Origin of the sequence: Niveibacterium sp. 24ML, assembly GCF_026586805.1 — a bacterium.
Classification (GTDB): Bacteria; Pseudomonadota; Gammaproteobacteria; order Burkholderiales; family Rhodocyclaceae; genus Niveibacterium.
The window spans coordinates 134,443-154,968 of the sequence record NZ_JAPFHA010000009.1 but is presented as its reverse complement, the minus strand read 5'-3'; the positions used below and the strand labels follow the sequence as shown (position 1 = coordinate 154,968).

Here is a 20,526-nt window from a genome sequence, read left to right as displayed (position 1 = left end):
TGCAGGACTGAAGTCATGAAAAACCGAATCGCAACGGCCATGCCAGGCGTGACGTCACAGCGTTTTGCATCGGCCTGCTAACCGGGAAGCCTGGCACGGCACTCAAACAAAAGGGCCCGGATTACTCCGGGCCCTTTTTTCCTGCCAGACGCGATCTGCGGTTTACGGCTTCAATGCGTCGCTGACGATTTCCTGCGCCTCTTTGACAATCTGCTGCAGGTGCTCGGCGCTGACAAAGCTCTCGGCGTAAACCTTGTAGATGTCTTCGGTGCCCGAGGGGCGCGCGGCGAACCAGCCGTTGGCGGTGGTGACCTTGAGGCCGCCGATCGACGCACCGTTGCCCGGTGCCTTGGTGAGCTTGGCGGTGATCGCATCGCCCGCCAGCGTGGCGGCGCTCACGCGCTCGCCGGTGAGGCCCTTGAAGGCGGCCTTCTGCGCCGGGGTGGCCGCTGCGTCGATGCGGGTGTAGAACGGCGCGCCGTACTTCGCGGCCATCTCCTGGTAATGCACGCCCGGATCCTTGCCCGTGACGGCGGTGATCTCGGCCGCCAGCAGGCCAAGGATGATGCCGTCCTTGTCGGTGGTCCACACGGAACCATCGCGACGCAGGAAGGACGCGCCGGCGCTCTCCTCGCCACCGAAGCAGAAGCTGCCTTCGAGCAGGCCACCGGAGAACCACTTGAAGCCGACCGGCACTTCGAGGAACTTGCGGCCGAGGCCATCCATCACGCGATCGATCAGCGCGCTGGAGACCAGCGTCTTGCCCACTGCCGCGCTGGCCGGCCACTGCGGGCGATGCGTCAGCAGGTAGTTGATCGCCACCGCGAGGTAGTGGTTCGGGTTCATCAGACCGACCGATGGCGTGACGATGCCGTGGCGGTCGACGTCGGCGTCGTTGCCCCAGGCGATGTCGAACTTGTCCTTCAGCGCGACGAGGCTGGCCATCGCGTAGGGGCTGGAGCAGTCCATGCGGATCTTGCCGTCATGGTCCAGCGTCATGAACGAGAAGGCCGGGTCGACCGCGTCGTTGACAATCTCGATGTTCAGACCGTAGGTCTCGGCGATGGGCTTCCAGTACGCTACTGCGGCGCCGCCGAGCGGGTGCACACCAATCTTGAGGTTTGCCTTGCGGATTGCGTCGAAGTCGATGACCGCGCCCAGATCCTTCACATACGGCATCACGAAGTCTTCGGCCTTCGTCGTCGCAGCAGCCAGCGCCTCGGCGTAAGGCACGCGCTTGACGCCCTTGTTGCCCTCGGCCATCAGCGCGTTGGCGCGGGCCTCGACCCAGCCGGTGATGTCGGTATCCGCCGGGCCGCCATGCGGCGGGTTGTACTTGATGCCGCCATCGACCGGCGGGTTGTGCGAGGGCGTGATCACGATGCCGTCGGCACGCGGGCCGGCGTTGTCGCGGTTGTAGACCAGGATCGCGCGCGAGATCACCGGCGTCGGCGTGAAGCCGTCGTCGGCCTGGATACGGGTTTCGACACCATTCGCGGCCAGCACTTCAAGTGCGCTGATCTGCGCCGGACCGGACAGCGCGTGGGTATCCTTGCCCAGGTACAGCGGGCCGGTGATGCCGGCATTGGCGCGGTACTCGCACACCGCTTGGGTGATCGCGAGGATGTGCGCTTCGTTGAAGCTGCCGGCAAAGGCGTTGCCGCGGTGGCCGCTGGTGCCAAAGGCCACGCGCTGCGTTGGATCATTCACATCCGGCTGTGTGGCAGCGTACGCAGCCAGCAAGGCGGCGATGTCGGTGAGAACCTCTTTCGGTGCCGGTTGGCCGGCCAGGGGGTGTGCCATCTTCTTATCCTCTGGGAATGCAGGTGAAAACCTGTGAATTTTGCCGCAGATCGGGTGACAAGGTCTTGACCTGAACAAACAGGCTTTGCCAAGAACAGCAAGTCTGGTCAGGCATGCCGCGTCATACCCCATCACCGTCGATTCAATCGGCGCTTGAAGTCGCCCCGAATTGTGCTGCGGCGTGATCGATGAAAGCCCGCACCTTGGGCGTCAGGTAGCGCGCACTGGGAAACAGCGCGCTGACGGGCACCGGCGCGCGCGCCCAGCCCGGCAACACGCGCTCAAGCGCCCCGGCGGCCAGTGCGTCCTGAACCACCATCAGCGGTAGCTGTGCAATGCCCAGACCGGCTTTCGCCGCATCCGCCACCGAGAAACTGTTGTCGACCCGCAGGCGAGGCTCCACCTCCACGGCCACCACCGCGGCACCGCGTTCGAGGCGCCAGCCTTGACGCTGATTGCCCCCGGCGAACGCCAGCAGCGCATGGCGGCTCAGATCATGCGGGGTTTCCGGGGTGCCGGCACGCGCGAGGTAAGCCGGGCTTGCAAACAGGCCGTAGCGCAATTCCCCCAGGCGCCGCGCCGCCAGGCGAGAGTCCGGCAGTTCGCCGACGCGGATCGCGAGGTCGAACCCCTCGTGCACCAGATCGACCAAGCGCCCGGTGTAATCCGCATCAACCCTCACGTCGGGGTAGCGTTGCAGGTAGCCGATCACCCAAGGGCTGACGGCCAGCATGCCGAACTCGACGCCGCAGGTCAGCCGCAACACCCCGCGCGGCTCGCCAAGCATCTGCTGCGCTACCCGCTCGGTGTCCTCCACCGCAGCGAGAATGCCGATCGCGCGCTCGAAGATTTCGCGCCCCACTTCGGTCAGCGACAGCGAGCGCGTGGTGCGCTCGATCAGGCGCACGCCAAGCTTGCGCTCCAGCCCGGTGACCACGCGCGACAGATGGGCTTTTTGTGTCCCCAGCAGATCCGCCGCGCGGGTGAAGCTGCCCGATTGCACCACTTTGACGAAAGCAGTCAGTTCGTTGAGTTCCATCGCCGCACACTTTTGTTGCCGAATTTGGCAACAGTATTTCTCATTGGGGCGCATTTTTCATCCGCCGCTTCCAGCGAATACTGCCCGCCATGCAAGACCACTGGAGCCAGCCGTGAGCCTGATGAATCCGAACCCTGTGAATGCCGCCGCGCGCAAGCGCGTCGCGATCGTCATTGCCAACCCCGCCGTTTCCAGCATCACCGGCTGGCCGGTCGGCTTCTGGTGGAGCGAGCTGAGCCACCCCTACCTCAGCTTCGTCGAGGCCGGCTACGAGGTGGAAATCTTCAGCCCGGAAGGTGGCGCCTGCGCGGCCGACGCGATGAGCGATCCGAACGACGCCAGCGGCTATTCGAAGACCGATCTGATCAGCCAAGGCTTTCTGCACACGCCGGAACTGCTGGCCCGCGTGGCCGCCACGAAACCGGTGCGCGACATTGCGCTTGAAGCATTCGACGCGATCGTCGTCGCCGGCGGGCAGGCGCCGATGTTCACGTTCGAATCCGCAAGCGCGTTGCAGGAAAAGTTCGTCGCCTTCTACACCGCCGGCAAGGTCGCCGCGGCCTTGTGCCACGGCGCAGCCATCCTCAGATACGCCCGCCTGCCCGACGGTACACCGCTGGTGCGCGGCAAAACCGTCACCGGCTTTGCCAACGTGGAAGAAGACTTCGCGGACAACGCGGTGTGGCAATACGGCCTGCTGCCCCGCGGCACCCATCTGATGCCCTGGCGGATCGAAGACGAGTTGCGCGCGCTTGGTGCCAACTATGTCCAGGCAGGGCTGTGGCGCAGTTTCGCGGTGCGCGACGGCAACCTCGTCACCGGCCAGCAGAATTTCTCCGGCGCGGAAACGGCGCGCCTTGTCATCGAAGCGCTCGGGCGCTGAACACCCGAAAGGAGATCGTCGTGAAAATCGCATTCATCGGCTACGGCAATGTCGGCGCGCCGCTCGCGGATCACCTGCAGCGCCTGGGCCACGAAGTCACGCTGGCGGCCAAGGACCCGGCCTCGGACAGCGTGCGCAAGGCACTCGCTCGCAATCCGGCGCTGAAGGTAGCGGAGCCGCTCGCGGCCGTGTCGGCGGCGGACGTGGTCTTTCTTGCCACGCCCTTCCAGGCCAACGAAGCAGCGCTCGCGGCCGTCGCGCCGGCGCTGGCCGGCAAGGTGCTGGTCGACTGCACCAACCCGGTCGGCCCAGGGCTCAGCCATGGCCTGGGCAGTCAGCGGTCCGGCAGCGAGATGGTCCAGGCCCTGGTGCCCGGCGCCCGGGTCGTCAAGGCGTTCACGATCTACGGCTTCGAGAATTTCGAGGACACGGCTTACCCGGCCTACGACCTCAAACCGGTGATGATGTACTGCGGTGCGGATGCCGGCGCCAAGGGCATCGTCGGCGAGCTGATCGCCGCGCTGGGTTGGGAGCCGCTGGATGTGGGCGGGCTGGAACAAGCCCTGCATCTGGAGCACATGACCTTGCTGTGGGTACGCATGGTGCGGGTGGAAGGCCACTCGCCCAACATGGTCTGGGCGCACCTCAAGCGCTGAAACGCGGCCACACGGCTGGCGGCAAGACTTGCGGCCAGCCACCACCACTCCAAGCGGGCACACCGATGGGCAAGAACCGACTCGAAGCCTTCAGCGATGGCGTACTCGCCATCATCCTCACGATCATGGTGCTGGAGCTCAAAGTACCGCACGGCGACCGGCTCGATGCGCTGCTGCCGCTGTTACCCACTTTTCTGAGCTATGTGCTCAGCTTCATCTACATCGGCATCTACTGGAACAACCACCATCACATGCTGCACGCGGCAACGCGCGTGTCGGGCGGCGCCTTATGGGCCAACCTGCACCTGCTGTTCTGGCTGTCCTTGCTGCCCTTCGTCACCGGCTGGATGGGCGAGAACCACTTCGCGCCGCTGCCAACCGCACTCTACGGCGGCGTGCTGCTGATGGCCGGTTCGGCCTACTGGATCCTCGCCCACCGCCTGGTTGCCGGCGAAGGGCCGGATTCGCTGCTGGCCCGCGCAATCGGCAAGGATCGCAAAGGCATGATGTCGGTGGCGGTGTACGCGGTCGCGATACCGCTCGCCTTCGTCGAGGAATGGCTCGCGCAAGCCCTGTACGTGGCCGTTGCCCTGATCTGGCTGGTGCCGGACACGCGCATCGAACGGCACCTCACGGCCGCTGAGTGAAGCTGACTACGCCCGGGCCGGCAGCTTCAGCACGCCGGTGGCCAGCGCAGTCCCCAGCACGACAACGGCCCCCGCACCCAGCATCGCCGCGCTGAGTGTTTCGCCAAGAAACACCCAGCCCCACAGCACGCCGAAAAGCGGAATCAGGAAGGTGACCGTCACCGCGCGCGAGGCGCCGACATGGGCAATGAGCCGGAAGAACAGCAGGTAGGCCAGCGCGGTGCAGCCGATACCCAGCACGATGACCGCCGCCCATGCCATCAGACCCGGCGTCTGCGCTGGCCACAGCCACACCGCAAACGGCAGCAGCACGATCGCCGAGATGAACTGCGACCCGGCCGCGTTCACCAGCGCCGGCACACCGGCGAGCTGACGCTTGGTCAGGTTGGCCGAAAAACCGTAGGAGAGGGTTGCGACCAGCATCGCAACGACCGCCCAGCCCGAGCCACCGGGCTTGAAATCCGCCTTGTCGGCGGCCAGCAGCAAGACGCCGGTGAACCCGATTGCCAGACCAAGCAGCCGCGATGCATCGAGCCGCTCGCCCAGCCACACGGCGCCGATCAGCGCCGCAAAGATCGGCACCGTTGCGTTGAGGATGGACGCCAGCCCGGCAGTGATCGACAAGGTCGCCCAGGCGATCAGTACGAACGGGAAGGCCGAGTTGAAGATCCCCATCAGCGCGATCTGCCCGGCATGCGCCCGCAGCGCGCCGAGTTGGCCGCGCATCACCAGCAGCGGCAGCAGGCACAGCGATGCAATCGCCACCCGCAACCAGATCAGTGCCACCGCGCCAAAGGCGGGCGCGGCAAAGCGCATGAACAGGAAAGAGCCGCCCCACAGGGCGGCGAGCAAAAGCAGATCGCTCAGGTCACGGGTCTTCATGAATGCAGCTTTCTCGCGGCCAGCTTGTGGGTGGCCGGGGCGACAAATGAGGGGTTGGAAAAACCTTCAGCCGGCGAACCGGAACGGGCGGCTGCCCGCTTCAAACGCCAGCAAGGCCCGCTTGCGCTCAAGCCCGCCGGCGTAACCGGTCAGCGCACCGTTACGCGCCACCAAGCGGTGACAGGGGACGATGATGGTGAAGGGGTTACGCCCGGTCGCCGCGCCCACCGCCCGCGCACTACCCGGCTTGCCCAGCGCGGCCCCAACGCTGCCGTAGTCTCGGGTTTCGCCGAACCCGACCCGCGCGATCTGCGCCCACACCGCACGTTGAAAACAGGTGCCCACCGCAGCAAGCGGCAAATCGAAGGCGGTGCGGCATCCCCCAAACCATTCATCAAGTTGGCGGGCGGCCGCACACAAGGAGGCGTCGGCCGGGTCCTCGCGCCAGTCGGGCAGAACGCCACCGAAGTGCGCCTGGCCGACAATCCAGGCGCCGATCAGGCCGTCTTCGCGGCCGGCAAGAACCATCGGCCCGATCGGGCTCGCATACGTCATCCAGCGCGTTGTCATCGCAGGTCTCCCACCGGGGTGCTCGGATCGTTCAGGCGCCGCCACAGGTGCAGCGTGGCGTAGCCGCGCCACGGCCGCCATGCTTCCGCCGCCGCGTCGGCCTCGCGCGCGGTGGCCACGCCAAGCGACTTGATCAGCGCGACGTCGCCGCTGGGCCAGGCATCGGGCCAGCCGAGCGCGCGCAGCGCGATGTACTGCGCCGTCCACCGGCCAATGCCGGGCAAGGCCTGGAGCTGCCCCAGCGTGGCATCGACGTCGGCCGCCGGGCCGATGTCAAGGCGCCCGGCCGCCACCTCGCGCGCCAGCGACAGGATGGCGGCGGTGCGCTGGCGGACGATGCCCAGCGAGGCAATCTCGTCCACGCTGGCCTGCGCCACCCAGTGCGGCGCCGGAAACAGGCGATTGATGTCAGCAAACGGCGTTTCAACCGGCTCACCCAGCGCGGCGGCAAACCGCCCGGCCAGCGTGTGCGCCGCCTTGACGGTTACCTGCTGCCCGAGCACTGCCCGCACCGCCATCTCGAAGCCATCAAAGGCCCCCGGCACCCGCAGGCCGGGTGCATCGGCCGCGAGCGGCCCCAGTGCGCGCGCCACGGCATCGGGCTCGCACGACAAATCGCATACCCGCCGCACCCCGGCCAGCACGGCGGGCAGCACACGGACCAGGCTGTTCGACATCGATACCGCCACCGCATCCTTGCCGGTGGCAAGCGTGATCGCAAGCCAGCCGCGATGCGTCGCCCCGCCGAATTCGACCCGCACGCTGCGCCGGTAGCAGCCCCCCTCCACCGCCTCCACCCCGGGCACGCAACGCCCTGCAAGGAAGGCAAGCAGGCGGGGCCAGTCAAACGGCGGACGGTAGGCCAGTTCAAAGCGCATGAAATCGCCTGCGGGCGGGCTTGCGGCGGCCTTGCGAAGCGCCGACGGGCTCAGCCCGTAGTGCGCATGGAAGACGGCATTGAAGCGGCGCAAGCTGCCAAAGCCCGCCGCCAGCGCAAGTTCGGTGATCGGCAAGGCGGTATCGGCCAGCAAACGCTTGGCCAGTAACAGGCGCTGGGTTTGCAGGTAAGCAATCGGCGTCACGCCAAACGCGTCGGAGAACACGCGCCGCAGGTGGCGGTCGGTGATGCCCAGGCGCGTGGCGAGTCCGGCCAGGCCGTCGGCATCCACCTGCCCGGCTTCAATCCGCTGCGCGGCAGCCCACGCCAGGCGCGAAGGCATATCCACCGAAGCAAGCCCCGGTGCCAGTTCCGGGCGGCAGCGCAAACAGGGCCGGAAGCCGGCCGCTTCCGCAGCGGCCGCGTTCTCGAAGAAATTGCAGTTGGCCGCCTTGGGTGTTCGCACCCGGCAGACCGGGCGGCAGTAGATGCCGGTGGAAGAAACGCCAACGAAGAAGCGGCCGTCGAAACGGCAGTCCCGGGCCACAAGGGCGGCGTATCGGGCGGAATGATCGCTTGTCATGGCGTGGATTATCCGCACTCGATCGGCTGATGCACGCCGTTTTCGGACTTCGAATCAGGCCACGGAGCTGGCGGCCCTGGTGTCACTCCACACACCGCCGCTTCCTGAGACTCAAGGTCGTGGCCCCCGCAAAGACGCGATGAACTCAAAACTCCCGCGGATGGCACGGACGCCGAGTGCCGCAACGGACCTTGATCAAGGCGCGGCCACGCAAGGGTGGCACTGCAGCAAGCAACTTGCGATGATTGCCGGCTTGACCGACAGCCCTTGCAGGAGATCACCCCCATGCGCACCGCTCAACCCGGCATCCTCGCGCCGCTGCCACCCGTTGCGCGCTACCTGAGCTACACCCTGCGCGCAGGCGCAGACCCGCGCAGCACATTGCAGGCACTCGCCATCGCATGCAGCGGCCCGGATACCGTGGTGGGAATCGGCGCCAGCCTCGTAGCCGCCTTGAACGCGCAAGTGCCGGGCCTGAACGCCTATCCGGCCTTCGCGGCCCCCGGCCTTGAATCGCCGTCCACGCCAGCAGCCTTGTGGCTATGGCTGCGCGGCGACGATCACGGCAGCCTGCTCCACCGCCACCGTGCGCTCGACGCACTGCTGGCGCCGGCCTTCGAGGCCCAATCGACGCTTGATGCGTTCGTCCACCAGGGCGGGCGCGACCTCACCGGCTATGAAGACGGCACCGAGAACCCGCAGGGCGACGAGGCACAGGCGGCCGCCATTGCGCCGGAATCAGCCGGCCCGCTGGCCGGATCGAGCTTCGTGGCCGTGCAGCAATGGCAACACAGCTTTGGCGCCTTCGATGCCATGTCGCGGACCGAGCAGGACCATTGCATCGGGCGCGAACGCGAATCGAACGAGGAACTCGACGACGCCCCCGAATCGGCCCACGTCAAGCGAACGGCACAGGAGAGCTTCGCGCCCGAAGCCTTCGTGCTGCGTCGCTCGATGCCCTGGGTATCGGGCGCGCGCGCGGGGCTCGTGTTCGTGGCCTTTGGGGCGTCGCTCTACCCGTTTGAAGCGCAGTGGCGACGGATGTGCGGACTCGACGACGGCACGCCCGATGCGCTCTTCCGCTTCACACGCCCGATCAGCGGCGCCTACTTCTGGTGCCCGGCCGTCGTCGGCGGCAAGCTCGATCTGGCACCGCTGGGCGTCTAGGCTGGGCGATGCAAGCCCTGTTCGTGCATGGCATGGGGCGCTCGCCCGCGTCCTGGTGGCCGACGCTTGCGCGCTTCAAGCGCGCCGGCATCGCGGCCCGCACCTTCGGATACGCGGTCACGCTGGAGGACTTCGATTCGATCGTCCGGCGCCTGACACACAGGCTCGAAGCGATTGCGGCACAAGGTGACTATGTGGTGGTCGGGCACTCGCTGGGCGGTGTTCTACTGCGCGCAGCAATCAATGCCATGCATCGGAACGTGCCGCGCCCGGCGCACCTGTTTCTGGTCGGCTCGCCAGTCCGTCCATCGCGACTGGCCAGGCACTTGGCCGGGAACCTGCTGTTCCAGGCGCTGGCCCGCGACTGCGGAAATCTGCTCGGATCGGAGGCGCGCATGGCCGGGATCGGGCCGATTCCGGTCCCCACCACCGCGATCATCGGCGTGGCCGGGCTGGCCCTGATGCGGGCGCACTTTGGCAACGAACCCAACGATGGTGTGGTCTCACTCGGCGAATGCGAACCGCACTGGCCGCACGAGCAAGTTCACCTTGCCGTGGCGCACACGGTGATGCCCGCCAGCCGCCGTGTCGCCGAGCTGATCCTCGATCGAATCCCGACGCGTAGCGCGTAGGCGCAGCGACGGCGCCCGGCGGGCCCGGTCAGGCCGGCGCGACCACCATCGCCCGCGCAACGCTGTGCTCGACAGCCAGTTCGGTGTGATCGCACTGGATCAGCGTCATCGGGCGTTGCTGCAACACGCTGAGCGTCTGGCCCACGGCGATGCCGTAAGCGAGAAACTGGTCTTGCAGCATGGTCTCGAGCGTGGCGTCAAAACCACGAAATCGGACCGTGCTGCCGGGGCTCGCGTCGGCAAGACGCATTTCTTGGGGGCTCATCGGCTCACCAGACCTGTTTCAGAATGAAATGGAAAATGCCGCCGACGAGGAAGGCGATCGGCATGATCAAACCCAGCATGCCCGATGCGATCTTGCCGCCATGCTCCTTGATCACGATCATCACGCTCGCGATGCAGGGCACGAAGAGCGTAATCGTGATCATGCCCACCACGGTTTGCAGATCGGTCAGTTGATGGCCCATCGCGAACAGGCCAGTGGCACCAAAGTCACGCCGCAGGAAACCCATGACGAAGGCAGCACTCGCCTCCTTGGGCAGGCCAAGCCAGCCGGTCACCAGCGGTTCGGCTTGGTCGATGATCCAGGGCAGCGCGCCGACACGGTCCAGCACATACATCAGGAAGGTGCCGAACAGAAACAGCGGGATCACTTCGATCAAATACCACTTGAGGCGCCCGCCGGTCTTCTTGAGCACATTGCCCATCACCGGCATGCGCATCGGCGGCATTTCGGTCACCAGCGGGATGCGGCGCCCCGGCACCAGCTTTGAGGCCAGCCAGCCCGACACGAACAGGATGATCAACACTGAGCTGAGCCAGATCAGCGTGGCCGAAAACGAGATGCCGGAGAGCATCCCCATCACCACGCCCAGCTGCGCCGAGCACGGAATGGCCAGCGCCAGCAGAAAGGTCGAAATCACGCGCTCGCGCCGGGTGTGCAGGATGCGCGTGGTGAGCGTGGCCATCGTCACGCAGCCAAGCCCCAGCACCATCGGCAGCACCGCGCGGCCATTGAGTCCGATGGCGGCAAAGGCACGGTTGGCGAGCACCGAAAGGCGTGAAAAGTAGCCCGAGTCCTCCAGCACCCCGAAGGCGATGAAGAAGGTTGAAACGATCGGCAGAATCAGCGCCAGCGCGTAGGTCATCCCCATCGTCCACAAACCGTACTGGCCGACGAACAGATCCGCCAGCCACGGATACGGCACATGGCCACGGACAAACCCCTCGACGGCCGGATTGAGCCATTCGCCGAACAGGGTTTCCTCGGTCAGCCCGACCAGGAACGAGGCACCGAAAACGCCAACGAATTCATACACGGCAAACAGTACCGCCAGCAGGATCGGTAGCCCCCACACGCGATGCACCGCAAGGCGGCCCACGCGGGTGGACAACAGCGTTGCCTTTGGCACCGCTTTGCGCAGGTAGATGCTGGCAAGGCGGTCGGCTTCGGCGGCGCGCGCCTGCGCAAGTGCGGTCGAGATGGGCTCGGCATTGGCCGCTTCGGCCATGTCGCGCATCGCCACCAGTTCTTGCGCCTCCGCCCCAAGGTGGGCCGCGAGCCAGCGTTCGACTTCCGCATCCCGCCCGAGAAACAGCACCGCCAGACCCCGCGGGGCGAGCGATGAGTTCGGCAACTTCTGGGCGAGCCAGTCGGTGGCTTGTGTCACCACGGCCTCGATCGCTTCTGGGTAACGCAAACGCGCCGCGGCCTGTGGCGATGCGTGAGCGTGCTTGAGCGCCTCTGGCAGCCTTTGCAGGCCTTCGCCGCTGGTGGCCACGGTCTCGATCACCGGCGCGCCAATCGCCTTCGACAGCCCCTGGAGATCAACGCCGACGCCGCGCGCACGCGCCTCATCGGCCATGTTGAGCACCAGCACCCAGGGCAGACCCAGGTCTGCAAACACCAGCGACAAGGCCAGTGTGCGGCGCAGGTTCTTGGCATCGCCCACCTGCAAGAGCGCGCGCAAATCCTCGTGAAGGAGCGCACGCATGGTGGCATGCTCGTCATCGGAACGCGACGGCAGCGCCAGCACGCCAGGGGTGTCGAGCACCTCGGCGCCGCGCTCGAAGCGGGCCGCCGCGCGCGATACGTCCACCGTGGTGCCGGGGTAGTTCGACACGTTCACATAGGTACCGGTGAGGCGGTGGAACACGACGGACTTGCCGACGTTGGGATTGCCCACCAGCGCAAACACCCCCGCCGTATTGCTCTTGGCGGGCATCGCGGCCGCCATGCCAAGCGCGGCGGAGCCAGAGGAAGATTGAGTCATGTACGCTAACCACCCTGATTGTCGGATTCGCCCATTCGCGCCTTAACGCCAACGCGAATCGTTATCAATTATAACCTGACCGCATCGCCGACGATTGTTTTGCGTCAATTACGCAGGAATCGAGCCAAGACCATGACACGCCATCGCAGCGCATTGATCGCCGGGGCCAGCGGCCTTGTCGGCCAGCACTTGTTGTCGGATTTGCTCCACAGCGAGGCCTATGGGCGGGTGATTGCGCTCGTGCGGCGTCCGCTTGCGGTGCAGCACGAGAAGCTCGAACAGCGGGTCGTGGACTTTGCGCGCCTCGCCGAGGCGCCCGCGCTGGCCGCCGATGATGTGTTCTGCTGTCTCGGCACCACGATCCGGGTCGCCGGCTCAGAAGCGGCGTTTCGCGCGGTAGACCATGATTACCCCTTGGCCCTTGCGCGGCTGGCGCACGCGAGCGGCGCGCAGCGCTTCCTGATCGTGTCCGCGCTCGGCGCCGATGCCGCGTCGAAGGTGTTCTACAACCGTGTCAAGGGCGAAACCGAACGCGACATCGCCGCGCTGGGCATGCCCGCTTGCTGGTATCTGCGCCCTTCCCTGCTGGACGGCGCGCGCACGGAATTGCGCCCCGGGGAACGGATCGGCCTGCTGATCGGGCGCATCGTCGCCCCCTTGATGCGCGGGTCTCTGGCGCGCTACCGCCCGATCGGGGCGGCGACGGTTGCCCGCGCCATGCTGCGCATCGCAACACGTGACGCCGCAGCACCGGGGGTCGTTGAATCGGAAGTGATCGCGCGCCTGGGCGCTTGACTCACGCCAACGTCAGCACCGCACCGGCCACCGGCGTTTCGGCCGCCAGCGCGAAACGATGCTGGATCGCCGCCGCCAACGCGGATCGTGCGGCGTCCTCGCCATGGGTCAGCACCACCCGCGGTGAGCCCGGCACCAGCGGCGCCAGCCAGTCCAGCAGCCCCTCCCGGTCGGCATGGGCGGAAAAGCCTTCAAGCTGGATCACTTCGGCGCGCACGGCGATCGTCTCACCGAGGATCTCCACCTCGCGCGCGCCCTCGGCCAAAGCGCGCCCCACCGTGCCGGGCGCCATGTAGCCGGGCAGGATCACCATCACGTCCTCGCGCCACAGGTTGTGACGCAGATGGTGCAGCACGCGCCCGCCCTCGCACATGCCCGCCGCGCTGAGGATCATGCAGAACTCGTTGCTGGCATTGAGCAGCTTCGACTCTGCCGCAGACTCGACAACCCGCAGGGTGTCAGGCAACTGACCACGGCGCCCAAGGCGGCGTGCGTCCTGCTCGTGCAGCTCGCCATGGCGGGCATAGATCGCGCCCGCCCGCGCCGCCATCGGGCTATCGAGAAACACAGGGAAAGACGGCACAACCCCCTCACGGAAGGCATGCGCCAACTCGTACAACAGCACCTGCGTGCGGCCCACCGCAAAGGCCGGCACGATCATGCGGCGGCGTTCAGACACCGCACGGCGCAGCAAGGCATGAAAACCCGCAACCACATCCGCACGCGCCGGGCGACTCCGATCGCCGTAGGTCGATTCCAGGAACACGACATCCGCCTTGGGCGGCGTTTCCGGGTCACGCAGGATCGGCGCATCGTGTGCCCCCAGGTCACCCGAAAAGACCACCGTGAGGGCTTGCGCGCCGGTGCGCTCAATGCACATCTCGACGCTTGAAGACCCCAGGATATGGCCAGCATCGAACAGACGGATCGCAATGCCGGGCGCGATTTCACGCTGTTCGCCGTAAGGCAGCGGCACGAAGCGCCGCATCAGTGCCTCAACGTCATCCACCGTGTAGAGCGGGCTTTGTTCGCGCCGTGCGGCCCGGCGCAGGCGGCGATTGGCGCGCGCCGTGTCTTCCTCGGCAATCTTGGCCGAATCGAGCAACAAGACCTCGGCCAGTTCAAGCGTCGCAGGGGTGCCGTACACCGCACCCTTGGCGCCATGCGCGGCCAGCAGGGGCAAGCGCCCCGAGTGATCAATGTGTGCATGGGTGAGCGCGCATGCGGCAAGCCGGCGCGGCTCGACCGGCTCGATCACCCGGTTGCGCCCCTCACTGTCGCGGCCGCCCTGGAACATGCCGAAATCAACCAGCACACGCGCCTGATCGGTTTCGATCCAGTACCCCGACCCGGTGACTTCCCCCACCGCGCCGCAAAACCTTACGCTGACCATCACGCTGCCCCCCGGCTTGCGCGCCGGGCAAGGCACCGGGCGCTCTTGCCGCAGATTGTCCGCCTGCGGCGTGCGCGACTCAAGCTGACTGCTGCAAGCCCCCGAGCATGACGAAGGACGCGCTGTTGGCAAGCTCAGCCGGGGTCACGGTTGCCGGATTGGGTCACGGATCTTCGATATCCAGCGCCGCATCCTGGCTTCACGCCGCGCCTGGATGCGACGCTGCCACTGATCGCGACCGGCTGCGCCCATGCCCGTGCCGGAGTCGCAACAATCAACGCCCGACCCTGTTCAGCTGTACTTTCAGCGACACGACGAATCCGCCCTCACGCTTCACGCAGGCACCCATTACCGGCACGCTGACCACAGGAGTCATCGACCCCCTTGAAGTGGACCAGGACCGACAGCGGCTCACGGGATCCGCGCAACGCAGTCCGCGCCACATCCAGCGGTTGAAGAATCGCGCGCCGGTTCAGCATGCCCGCTTGCGCGGTATTGCGAGGCTCGATCGAAAGCAGTGGCCGCGTCGATGTCAGATCGCCCTCCGGCACCGCCAGCAGATCGATCAGCAGCCCGCATGACGCAGGCGTTTCTGCAATGCCCTGCCGGCCTTCTTGGCGCCTCGGTCGATATCGTGCTCGGCGTGCGCCGCCAGCGCCCGCTGCGGCGACTCGCGCGCCAGGCGCACGCAGGTCTGGATGACTTGCGCGAGCGGCGCGGGGATGCTCTCGGCCCCGCGCTCCGCAACTTCGGCAATGATCGCGAAGGCCAGGCCGGGCTTGGACCGACGGCCGATGGCGCGCGAGATCACGCGATGCGGCGCGCCATAACCGGTGGGCGGCACGCCGGCGGCATCGCGATACACCCGATCGAAACCGTGGTTCCAGAAGCAGTGCTCGATGTCCTTGTCATGCAGCAGCGTAAGCCGCTCGGAAACGGGATCGTCGCCCAGCAGACGCCGGGTGGACTCGCCATAGACCTGGCCCGAGCGATCACCGTCGGCCAGCACATGCCACTGGATGTGCAGCGCCTGGGCCATCTTGATCAGGGGATCGAGGCCGCACTGCGCAAACTCGACACAGGCCACGCCTTCCTGCGCCAAGTCGTAACCGAGCACACGCGCCAATTCCGAGAGCGCCCAGAACTCGGTTTCACCTTCAACGAACAACCAGCAGCGCGCGAATGTCGCAACCCCATTGCGCACACGAAGGTGATAGCCGAACTTGCGCAATTCATCGGCCTTGAAGCGCAGCGGATCGACCTGGAAGGCGGCAAGTTCCCCGCCATGGCGGACCAGGCGCCGAAGCGCCTTCAGGGGGGCCGCCGCGAGCAGATCGCCCGACTGCGTGGTCACGATCTTCTGCAGGGAAATCGGCTCCAGCAGGCCCCAAAGCGCCGCCAGTGTCATCGGGTGAAGATGTGCCTCCGGGTCTTCGATCAACAGCAGGGGCCTTGCTTCAGGCGCCAGCGCGCCGGCGCCATCGCGCACCAGCGCGGCGGCAATCAGCAGCATCGCGATCTTGCGCGACGCGGTGCCGGACACCGGCAAACGCAGCGTGTTGGCATCGCTGACGGGCAAATCACCCACGATCGCGGCGATGTGCTCGCGCGACGGGCCATCCTCCAACCCCAGCCCGGGAATGCTCCGCAGCAGCAGTTGGCGCGCAGCGGCGTAGCCCGCGTTGAGGTTACGTTCAGCGTCGCCGCCTTCACCGGCATCGAGCGATGCCCAGTAATGGCCCACCGCCTGCGCCAGACGGTCAAGCTCGGTACTGCCATTGCTTCGCGCCGCCAATGCGGCCCCCAGGCCGAACATGCCGCGGCTGCGCGTCTGGATCAAGGGACACAGCCGGCGCACATCGGCAATCAGCGCTGCATCGGCGGCCGATTCAAGCCCTTGCGCATTGCGCACGACCCAATGCTGCTTGAGGCTTGACGCATTGACCCGCAAACCCAGCGTGAAGCTGCGCGGCCCCTTGCCTGCCCGCCCTGCGGCCGCGCATACACGCGCGCAGGCCGGCACATCCCATTCGCCCGGCGTGCGCTCGGCAAAGCGCAGGTCAATCGCGATATGGGCGGGCGGACCAGCGCCGCGGTTGGGCGCCTGATGGATGTCACTTTCCGAGAACTGCGGCGAGCCGTGCGGCCACGGCCCCAAGACCGCGGCCAGCGCATCCAGGATGGCGGTCTTGCCAACATCGTTCTCGCCGATCAGGACAGTGGAGGCATCAAACCCGACCCGCACCCGGCCGATGACCCGGTAGTTGTCGATGCTGATTTCGCTCAACCACATGCCAATGCTCCTGCAGGCAACACGCCAGTGGGCGCACCCGGCGAACCAGACGCTGCCGGCAGGGCGCTAGGGGCCGACAGGCAGTACGCGCGGAAACTCGATGGTGAAGTGTACGCCCTCGCCCGGCGACGATCGCAAGGCAATCGTGCCCCCAAGGCGGCCATGCACCAGGTTGTGCACGATGCTCAGGCCCAGCCCGGTGCCGCCCGCCGCACGCTGCGTGGTGAAGAAGGGTTCGAACACCCGCTGGTGCAGCTGGGGCGGAATGCCGCAGCCGTTGTCGGCATACACCAGACGCACCGTTTCGCCATCGCAGGTGACAGTAATCGTGATGGTCGGATCAGCCTGCGAGCCGAATCCATGCCGGCAACTGTTGACCACAAGATTGGTGACGATCTGCGCAATCACCCCCGCGTAGCCATCCACCACCAGTGTGGCAGGACAATCGAGCACCGGCGTCACCGGCACATGCTTGGTCACCGGCCGAAGGCTGGCGAGCAGCGCATCAAGGGTTTCCGACAGCGCGAAGCGATCGCGCGCTTCCGATATCTGGTCGACGGCGGTGCGCATGAAGTCGTGCACCAGACGCTTGGCCCGGTTGAGATTGCTCACCAGCAGCGACAAGGCCTCATCGGCGTGGCTGGTGAAGTCGGCAAAACTCGACCGCGTCAGCTTTCCGGACGCGAATGCGCCGCGAAGTTCATCGAGCCGCTCTTGCAGCGTTGACGCCGCGGTGACGGCATTGCCAAGCGGCGTATTGATGTCGTGCGCCACCTTGGGCGAGATGTCGCCAATCACGGCGACCTTCTCACGCGCGATCAGTTGATCGCGGGTGTCCATCAGATGCGTGAGGGCGTCCTGCAGTTCGCGCGTGCGTTCGGCGATCCGCCGTTCAAGCATGGCGTTATTTTCGCGAAGGGCGGCCTCGGCTCGCACCGCCGATTCCGCCGTCAGCGCCCGGCCCACCACATCGGCCAGTGCGGCTACAAAGGCCCCTTCCTCGCTCCGCCATTCGCGCACGCCCCCCACATGCTCACAACAGATGATGCCGACCATCTCGCCGTGGAAGCGCACCGGCACATCGAGCAAGGCGGAAATGCTCCTTGGCTTAAGGTAGCTGTCGCGAAACTCCGCGGTTCGCGGATCGTTCATGGCATCGTGCGCCAGCAGTGCGCGTTCGGTGTCGATCGCCGCGAAGTAGGCCGGATTGGCCTCACGCGCAAGCGTGGCCGATTCATGCATCACCGCGCCGGCACGCTGATCGCGCAGTGCGACGCAGCAAAGGCGGCCGCGCCCTTCGCCGAGCATCCACCCGCTTGCACGCTGCACCTTCAAGCCCGCAAGAACAGCGTCGAGCACCAGCTCCCACACCTCGTCGACGCAGCCACCGTCAATCGCCGGCGAGCGCGTCACGCCCAGGATGAGGGCTTCAAGATCCGGCTTTGGCGTGCTCACGAGTCGGGCACCGCAGCACGAACTGCTACGAATGTCGCGAAGTCGCGTAACAGGATCTCGACCAGGCGGGGGTCGAAGCGTTTGCCGGATTGCTCGGCCAGATAGGCGCGCACGGCCTCGGGGCTCCAGCTTGCGCGGTAGGGGCGGGCACTGCTGAGCGAATCAAAGGCATCGGCCAGCGCAACCACCCGGCCCGAAATCGGAATCGCCTCACCGGCCAGGTTGGCCGGGTAGCCCGATCCGTCCCAGTGTTCGTGATGCGAACGCGCAATCTCGGCCGCGAGCTTCATCACGTCGCGTCGCGAACGCTCCAGGAGTTGCGCACCAACCGCCGCATGCTGTTTCATCGACGCCCACTCGTCTTCATCAAGCGTGCCCGCCTTGAGCAGGATGGCGTCGGCCACCGCGATCTTGCCGATATCGTGCAGCGGCGCCGCATGCAGGATGAGGCGGGCGGTGCCCTCATCCACCCCGGCGGCCAGCGCAAGCGCCTGACTGAGTCGCGCCACCCGCTGCACATGTGCACCGCTGGAATTGCTGCGATGCTCGACCGCATCGCCAAGCATGCCCACCACTTCGCCCTGCGCGGCCTGAAGCTCCTCCAGTACCGTCAGGTTCTCGAAGGTCAGTGAAACATTGATCGCGTAGAGCTCGAGCAGTTCGCGTTCATGCACGCCAATACAATCTTTGAGTTCGACATACAGCAGGTTCTCCTGCCCGCTGTGGCTGCGGTGGTAGAGCACGTAGTCGGACTCGGAATGCAGGCTTTCCTTGTGCAGCAGCGCCTCGTCGAAACGATCACGGATCGCTTGCGGCAAGGTGTCGAAGTCGCCATGGTCGGCAAACTCCACCAGCGAACCGCTCGCGGCAAGCGTGCGTGCGGCGCGCCGGGACTTGTCGTTGGCAGGCAGCACCAGGCAATAGATGGCCGAATCCTGCAGGCCGAGCAAATCGGTCAGTTGCCCCAGCACCGCCGAGGCGAACTCGCGCAGCGAGCCGCTGCGCAGGATGTCTGAGGTGGCCAGGATCACGCGCCGCATGCCATCGCGCTGGCGCTCGATCGTCGTGATGTCGCGATAGGCCCGCAAGCCCGAATACAGCAAGGTGCGCAGCTTCTGCGCAGTCAGCTCGGTCTTTTCCTTGTAGTCGTCGATGTCGTAGTCACGGATCACGCGATCAACCGGTGCGTGGCCGGGCTGGCCGGTGCGCAGGTACACCCGTGTCGTGTGATTGGCGCATTCAAGGCGGATGTACTCCACCAGCCTCAGGCCCGCATCTTCGGTTTCCATCACGACATCGATGAGCGCCACCGCAATGTCGGGCACTGTGGCAAACAGCACACGCCCTTCGGCGCCGCTACTGGCGGAGAGGATTTCGACCTTGCGGCCAAGGAACTCGAATCCACTCAACGCAAGCTTGGTGACTTGGACGACCTCTGCATCGTCATCAACCACCAGCATCTTCCACGGGGAAACAGACTGATTACGCTGTGGCTTTGCCTCATCCGCTGGGTCATCGTCGGCGAAGAGAAAATCCATTACACGGGCTCCGATCTGAATCGGCGCCGCCACGAAAGGGCTGGCGCCTGACCTCTAATTACGGCAGCCGGGCAGGACTCTTAAGCGTCGATCGCCACCACGAGCAAACCGGCGCGCAGGCCCGGCTTGACGGCCGGGTTCGGAAACACGATGCATTCGCCGGGTTCGGCGTACCAGGCGGAGTCGCCGTCGCGGGCAATCAGGTCGCCGCGGGCCAGTGCGGTGAAGTTGGCCGTCGCCGGCCCCAGACAGAGCTCGAACGCCTCGCTTTGCTTGATCAGCTCGCGGCTGACGCGGAAGACGCGCGGCAGCCCCGCCGCAGGCGGGAGGGCTACGCCACGGATGCAGGCGCGCAGGCAGGCACCGGCCGCCGCAAACTCATCGACGGCGCCTGCGCCGATCTCGCGCACGCGCCCCAGCTCGAAGGTGTAGGCGGTGCAGCCGAGCTTGCGGGTGGTGTAGGCGCTGAAGGTCGGCGCAGTGGCCGTGGTGAGCAGCACCGCCTCGATCCCGCAGGCAGCCAGCAAGTCCAGCGGAATCGACTCGGCGGGCGCGCCTTGCGCAAGTGGCGCGATGGCAAAGCACGGATAGCGCGAATCGCGGATCGCGCTATGCAGATCGAAGTGCAAGGCGCTTCCGTGAACTGCGCAGAACTGCGCCGTCGCCGCCTTCAACACGGCGGCTCGCGGCAGCTCGCGCGATGCGACGGGCTGCGCGGCCTCGCCGAACAGGCGGTTCAGATCATCGTCGAGGTAGCGTCTGCCGGCGCGCAACGCGGCCAGATTCCCGAAGGCAATCAGCAGCGGTACGCGCGGCGCCAGCGCGCTGCAGAGCAATTCATCCACGATGCTGCACAAGAGCTCGACCGGCGCCGTTTCATCGCCGTGAATGCCGGCCGACAGCAGCAGCGGCCGCCCACCCGGCGCGGGCGGCTGCACCGCCCAGACGGCAGGCGCAAGCGCCTGAACCTGTGCACCGCCCGGCAAGCGATCCGACAGTTGAACCGCGTCGGCACGCAGGAGTTCCGCAAGCAGCCCCAT

The 20,526-nt window shown here is 66.4% G+C and carries 18 protein-coding genes; 6 read left to right on the top strand and 12 right to left on the bottom strand.

Annotated elements, in window-relative coordinates:
- Positions 1–162: 162 nt before the first annotated feature.
- Positions 163–1,803 (bottom strand): phosphoglucomutase (alpha-D-glucose-1,6-bisphosphate-dependent), encoded by a 1,641-nt coding sequence (pgm, locus tag OPU71_RS10120; RefSeq protein WP_267727837.1) that lies wholly within the window; start codon positions 1,801–1,803, stop codon positions 163–165.
- A gap of 142 nt (positions 1,804–1,945) precedes the next feature.
- Positions 1,946–2,842: a LysR family transcriptional regulator gene (locus OPU71_RS10115; RefSeq protein WP_267727836.1), complete on the bottom strand. Its 897-nt coding sequence runs from the start codon at positions 2,840–2,842 to the stop codon at positions 1,946–1,948.
- Between OPU71_RS10115 and OPU71_RS10110 the strand changes: the two genes are divergently transcribed.
- The 3 genes from OPU71_RS10110 to OPU71_RS10100 all read left to right on the top strand — a co-directional run bounded on the left by OPU71_RS10110 (position 2,787) and on the right by OPU71_RS10100 (position 5,028).
- Entirely contained in the window at positions 2,787–3,725 is a 939-nt protein-coding gene (locus OPU71_RS10110) for a type 1 glutamine amidotransferase domain-containing protein (protein WP_267727835.1), read from the top strand. The two genes, OPU71_RS10115 and OPU71_RS10110, sit on opposite strands and share 56 nt — an antisense overlap.
- 20 nt (positions 3,726–3,745) lie before the next feature.
- Positions 3,746–4,381 (top strand): NADPH-dependent F420 reductase, encoded by a 636-nt coding sequence (locus tag OPU71_RS10105; protein ID WP_267727834.1) that lies wholly within the window; start codon positions 3,746–3,748, stop codon positions 4,379–4,381.
- Between the two features lie 65 nt (positions 4,382–4,446).
- Positions 4,447–5,028 (top strand): TMEM175 family protein, encoded by a 582-nt coding sequence (locus OPU71_RS10100; RefSeq protein ID WP_267727833.1) that lies wholly within the window; start codon positions 4,447–4,449, stop codon positions 5,026–5,028.
- Between the two features lie 6 nt (positions 5,029–5,034).
- On the opposite strand, the gene OPU71_RS10095 is transcribed toward OPU71_RS10100, so the two are convergent.
- The 3 genes from OPU71_RS10095 to OPU71_RS10085 all read right to left on the bottom strand — a co-directional run bounded on the left by OPU71_RS10095 (position 5,035) and on the right by OPU71_RS10085 (position 7,940).
- Positions 5,035–5,910: a DMT family transporter gene (locus tag OPU71_RS10095; protein WP_267727832.1), complete on the bottom strand. Its 876-nt coding sequence runs from the start codon at positions 5,908–5,910 to the stop codon at positions 5,035–5,037.
- A 66-nt stretch (positions 5,911–5,976) separates the two neighbouring features.
- Complete coding sequence (locus OPU71_RS10090; RefSeq protein ID WP_267727831.1) at positions 5,977–6,480, bottom strand: methylated-DNA--[protein]-cysteine S-methyltransferase; 504 nt, start codon at positions 6,478–6,480, stop codon at positions 5,977–5,979.
- Positions 6,477–7,940 (bottom strand): DNA-3-methyladenine glycosylase 2 family protein, encoded by a 1,464-nt coding sequence (locus OPU71_RS10085; protein WP_267727830.1) that lies wholly within the window; start codon positions 7,938–7,940, stop codon positions 6,477–6,479. Before OPU71_RS10085 ends, OPU71_RS10090 begins: the two co-directional genes overlap by 4 nt.
- A 285-nt stretch (positions 7,941–8,225) precedes the next feature.
- Here OPU71_RS10085 and OPU71_RS10080 point away from each other — a divergent pair, with 285 nt between their 5' ends.
- Together OPU71_RS10080 and OPU71_RS10075 are read left to right on the top strand one after the other, a co-directional pair.
- A complete protein-coding gene (locus OPU71_RS10080) occupies positions 8,226–9,107 on the top strand; it encodes a Dyp-type peroxidase (protein WP_267727829.1) in 882 nt (293 codons plus the stop codon).
- Between the two features lie 8 nt (positions 9,108–9,115).
- The gene (locus OPU71_RS10075; protein WP_267727828.1) at positions 9,116–9,739 is read left to right on the top strand and encodes an esterase/lipase family protein; all 624 of its coding nucleotides are present in this window, start codon (positions 9,116–9,118) and stop codon (positions 9,737–9,739) included.
- A 28-nt stretch (positions 9,740–9,767) separates the two neighbouring features.
- On the opposite strand, the gene OPU71_RS10070 is transcribed toward OPU71_RS10075, so the two are convergent.
- On the bottom strand, positions 9,768–10,004 hold the full coding sequence (locus OPU71_RS10070) for a FeoA family protein (RefSeq protein ID WP_267727827.1): 237 nt from the start codon (positions 10,002–10,004) through the stop codon (positions 9,768–9,770).
- A gap of 4 nt (positions 10,005–10,008) precedes the next feature.
- Complete coding sequence (feoB, locus tag OPU71_RS10065) at positions 10,009–12,012, bottom strand: ferrous iron transport protein B (RefSeq protein WP_267727826.1); 2,004 nt, start codon at positions 12,010–12,012, stop codon at positions 10,009–10,011.
- A 132-nt stretch (positions 12,013–12,144) separates the two neighbouring features.
- Here feoB and OPU71_RS10060 point away from each other — a divergent pair, with 132 nt between their 5' ends.
- The gene (locus OPU71_RS10060; protein ID WP_267727825.1) at positions 12,145–12,807 is read left to right on the top strand and encodes an oxidoreductase; all 663 of its coding nucleotides are present in this window, start codon (positions 12,145–12,147) and stop codon (positions 12,805–12,807) included.
- A 1-nt stretch (position 12,808) separates the two neighbouring features.
- On the opposite strand, the gene OPU71_RS10055 is transcribed toward OPU71_RS10060, so the two are convergent.
- From OPU71_RS10055 to OPU71_RS10035, 5 genes are all read right to left on the bottom strand, one after another.
- A complete protein-coding gene (locus OPU71_RS10055) occupies positions 12,809–14,200 on the bottom strand; it encodes an MBL fold metallo-hydrolase RNA specificity domain-containing protein (protein ID WP_267727843.1) in 1,392 nt (463 codons plus the stop codon).
- 565 nt (positions 14,201–14,765) lie between these two features.
- Positions 14,766–16,493 (bottom strand): ATP-dependent nuclease, encoded by a 1,728-nt coding sequence (locus tag OPU71_RS10050; RefSeq protein WP_267727824.1) that lies wholly within the window; start codon positions 16,491–16,493, stop codon positions 14,766–14,768.
- Between the two features lie 66 nt (positions 16,494–16,559).
- Positions 16,560–17,948 carry a sensor histidine kinase gene (locus OPU71_RS10045; RefSeq protein WP_267727823.1) on the bottom strand — a complete coding sequence of 463 codons (1,389 nt, stop codon included), beginning with the start codon at positions 17,946–17,948 and terminating at the stop codon, positions 16,560–16,562.
- A complete protein-coding gene (locus OPU71_RS10040; RefSeq protein WP_267727822.1) occupies positions 17,945–19,486 on the bottom strand; it encodes a DUF3369 domain-containing protein in 1,542 nt (513 codons plus the stop codon). The genes OPU71_RS10045 and OPU71_RS10040 overlap by 4 nt, the downstream gene beginning before the upstream one ends.
- 80 nt (positions 19,487–19,566) lie before the next feature.
- Positions 19,567–20,526, bottom strand: a complete 960-nt coding sequence (locus tag OPU71_RS10035; RefSeq protein ID WP_267727821.1) for a succinylglutamate desuccinylase — start codon at positions 20,524–20,526, stop codon at positions 19,567–19,569.

Excerpts from the sequence above, each read along its gene's own strand:
- pgm (WP_267727837.1), bottom strand. The coding sequence starts at position 1,803 with ATGGCACACCCCCTGGCCGGCCAACCGGCACCGAAAGAGGTTCTCACC.
- OPU71_RS10115 (WP_267727836.1), bottom strand. The coding sequence starts at position 2,842 with ATGGAACTCAACGAACTGACTGCTTTCGTCAAAGTGGTGCAATCGGGC.
- OPU71_RS10100 (WP_267727833.1), top strand. The coding sequence starts at position 4,447 with ATGGGCAAGAACCGACTCGAAGCCTTCAGCGATGGCGTACTCGCCATC.
- OPU71_RS10095 (WP_267727832.1), bottom strand. The coding sequence starts at position 5,910 with ATGAAGACCCGTGACCTGAGCGATCTGCTTTTGCTCGCCGCCCTGTGG.
- OPU71_RS10090 (WP_267727831.1), bottom strand. The coding sequence starts at position 6,480 with ATGACAACGCGCTGGATGACGTATGCGAGCCCGATCGGGCCGATGGTT.
- OPU71_RS10085 (WP_267727830.1), bottom strand. The coding sequence starts at position 7,940 with ATGACAAGCGATCATTCCGCCCGATACGCCGCCCTTGTGGCCCGGGAC.
- OPU71_RS10080 (WP_267727829.1), top strand. The coding sequence starts at position 8,226 with ATGCGCACCGCTCAACCCGGCATCCTCGCGCCGCTGCCACCCGTTGCG.
- OPU71_RS10075 (WP_267727828.1), top strand. The coding sequence starts at position 9,116 with ATGCAAGCCCTGTTCGTGCATGGCATGGGGCGCTCGCCCGCGTCCTGG.
- OPU71_RS10070 (WP_267727827.1), bottom strand. The coding sequence starts at position 10,004 with ATGAGCCCCCAAGAAATGCGTCTTGCCGACGCGAGCCCCGGCAGCACG.
- feoB (WP_267727826.1), bottom strand. The coding sequence starts at position 12,012 with ATGACTCAATCTTCCTCTGGCTCCGCCGCGCTTGGCATGGCGGCCGCG.
- OPU71_RS10060 (WP_267727825.1), top strand. The coding sequence starts at position 12,145 with ATGACACGCCATCGCAGCGCATTGATCGCCGGGGCCAGCGGCCTTGTC.
- OPU71_RS10055 (WP_267727843.1), bottom strand. The coding sequence starts at position 14,200 with ATGGTCAGCGTAAGGTTTTGCGGCGCGGTGGGGGAAGTCACCGGGTCG.
- OPU71_RS10050 (WP_267727824.1), bottom strand. The coding sequence starts at position 16,493 with ATGTGGTTGAGCGAAATCAGCATCGACAACTACCGGGTCATCGGCCGG.
- OPU71_RS10040 (WP_267727822.1), bottom strand. The coding sequence starts at position 19,486 with ATGGATTTTCTCTTCGCCGACGATGACCCAGCGGATGAGGCAAAGCCA.
- OPU71_RS10035 (WP_267727821.1), bottom strand. The coding sequence starts at position 20,526 with ATGGGGCTGCTTGCGGAACTCCTGCGTGCCGACGCGGTTCAACTGTCG.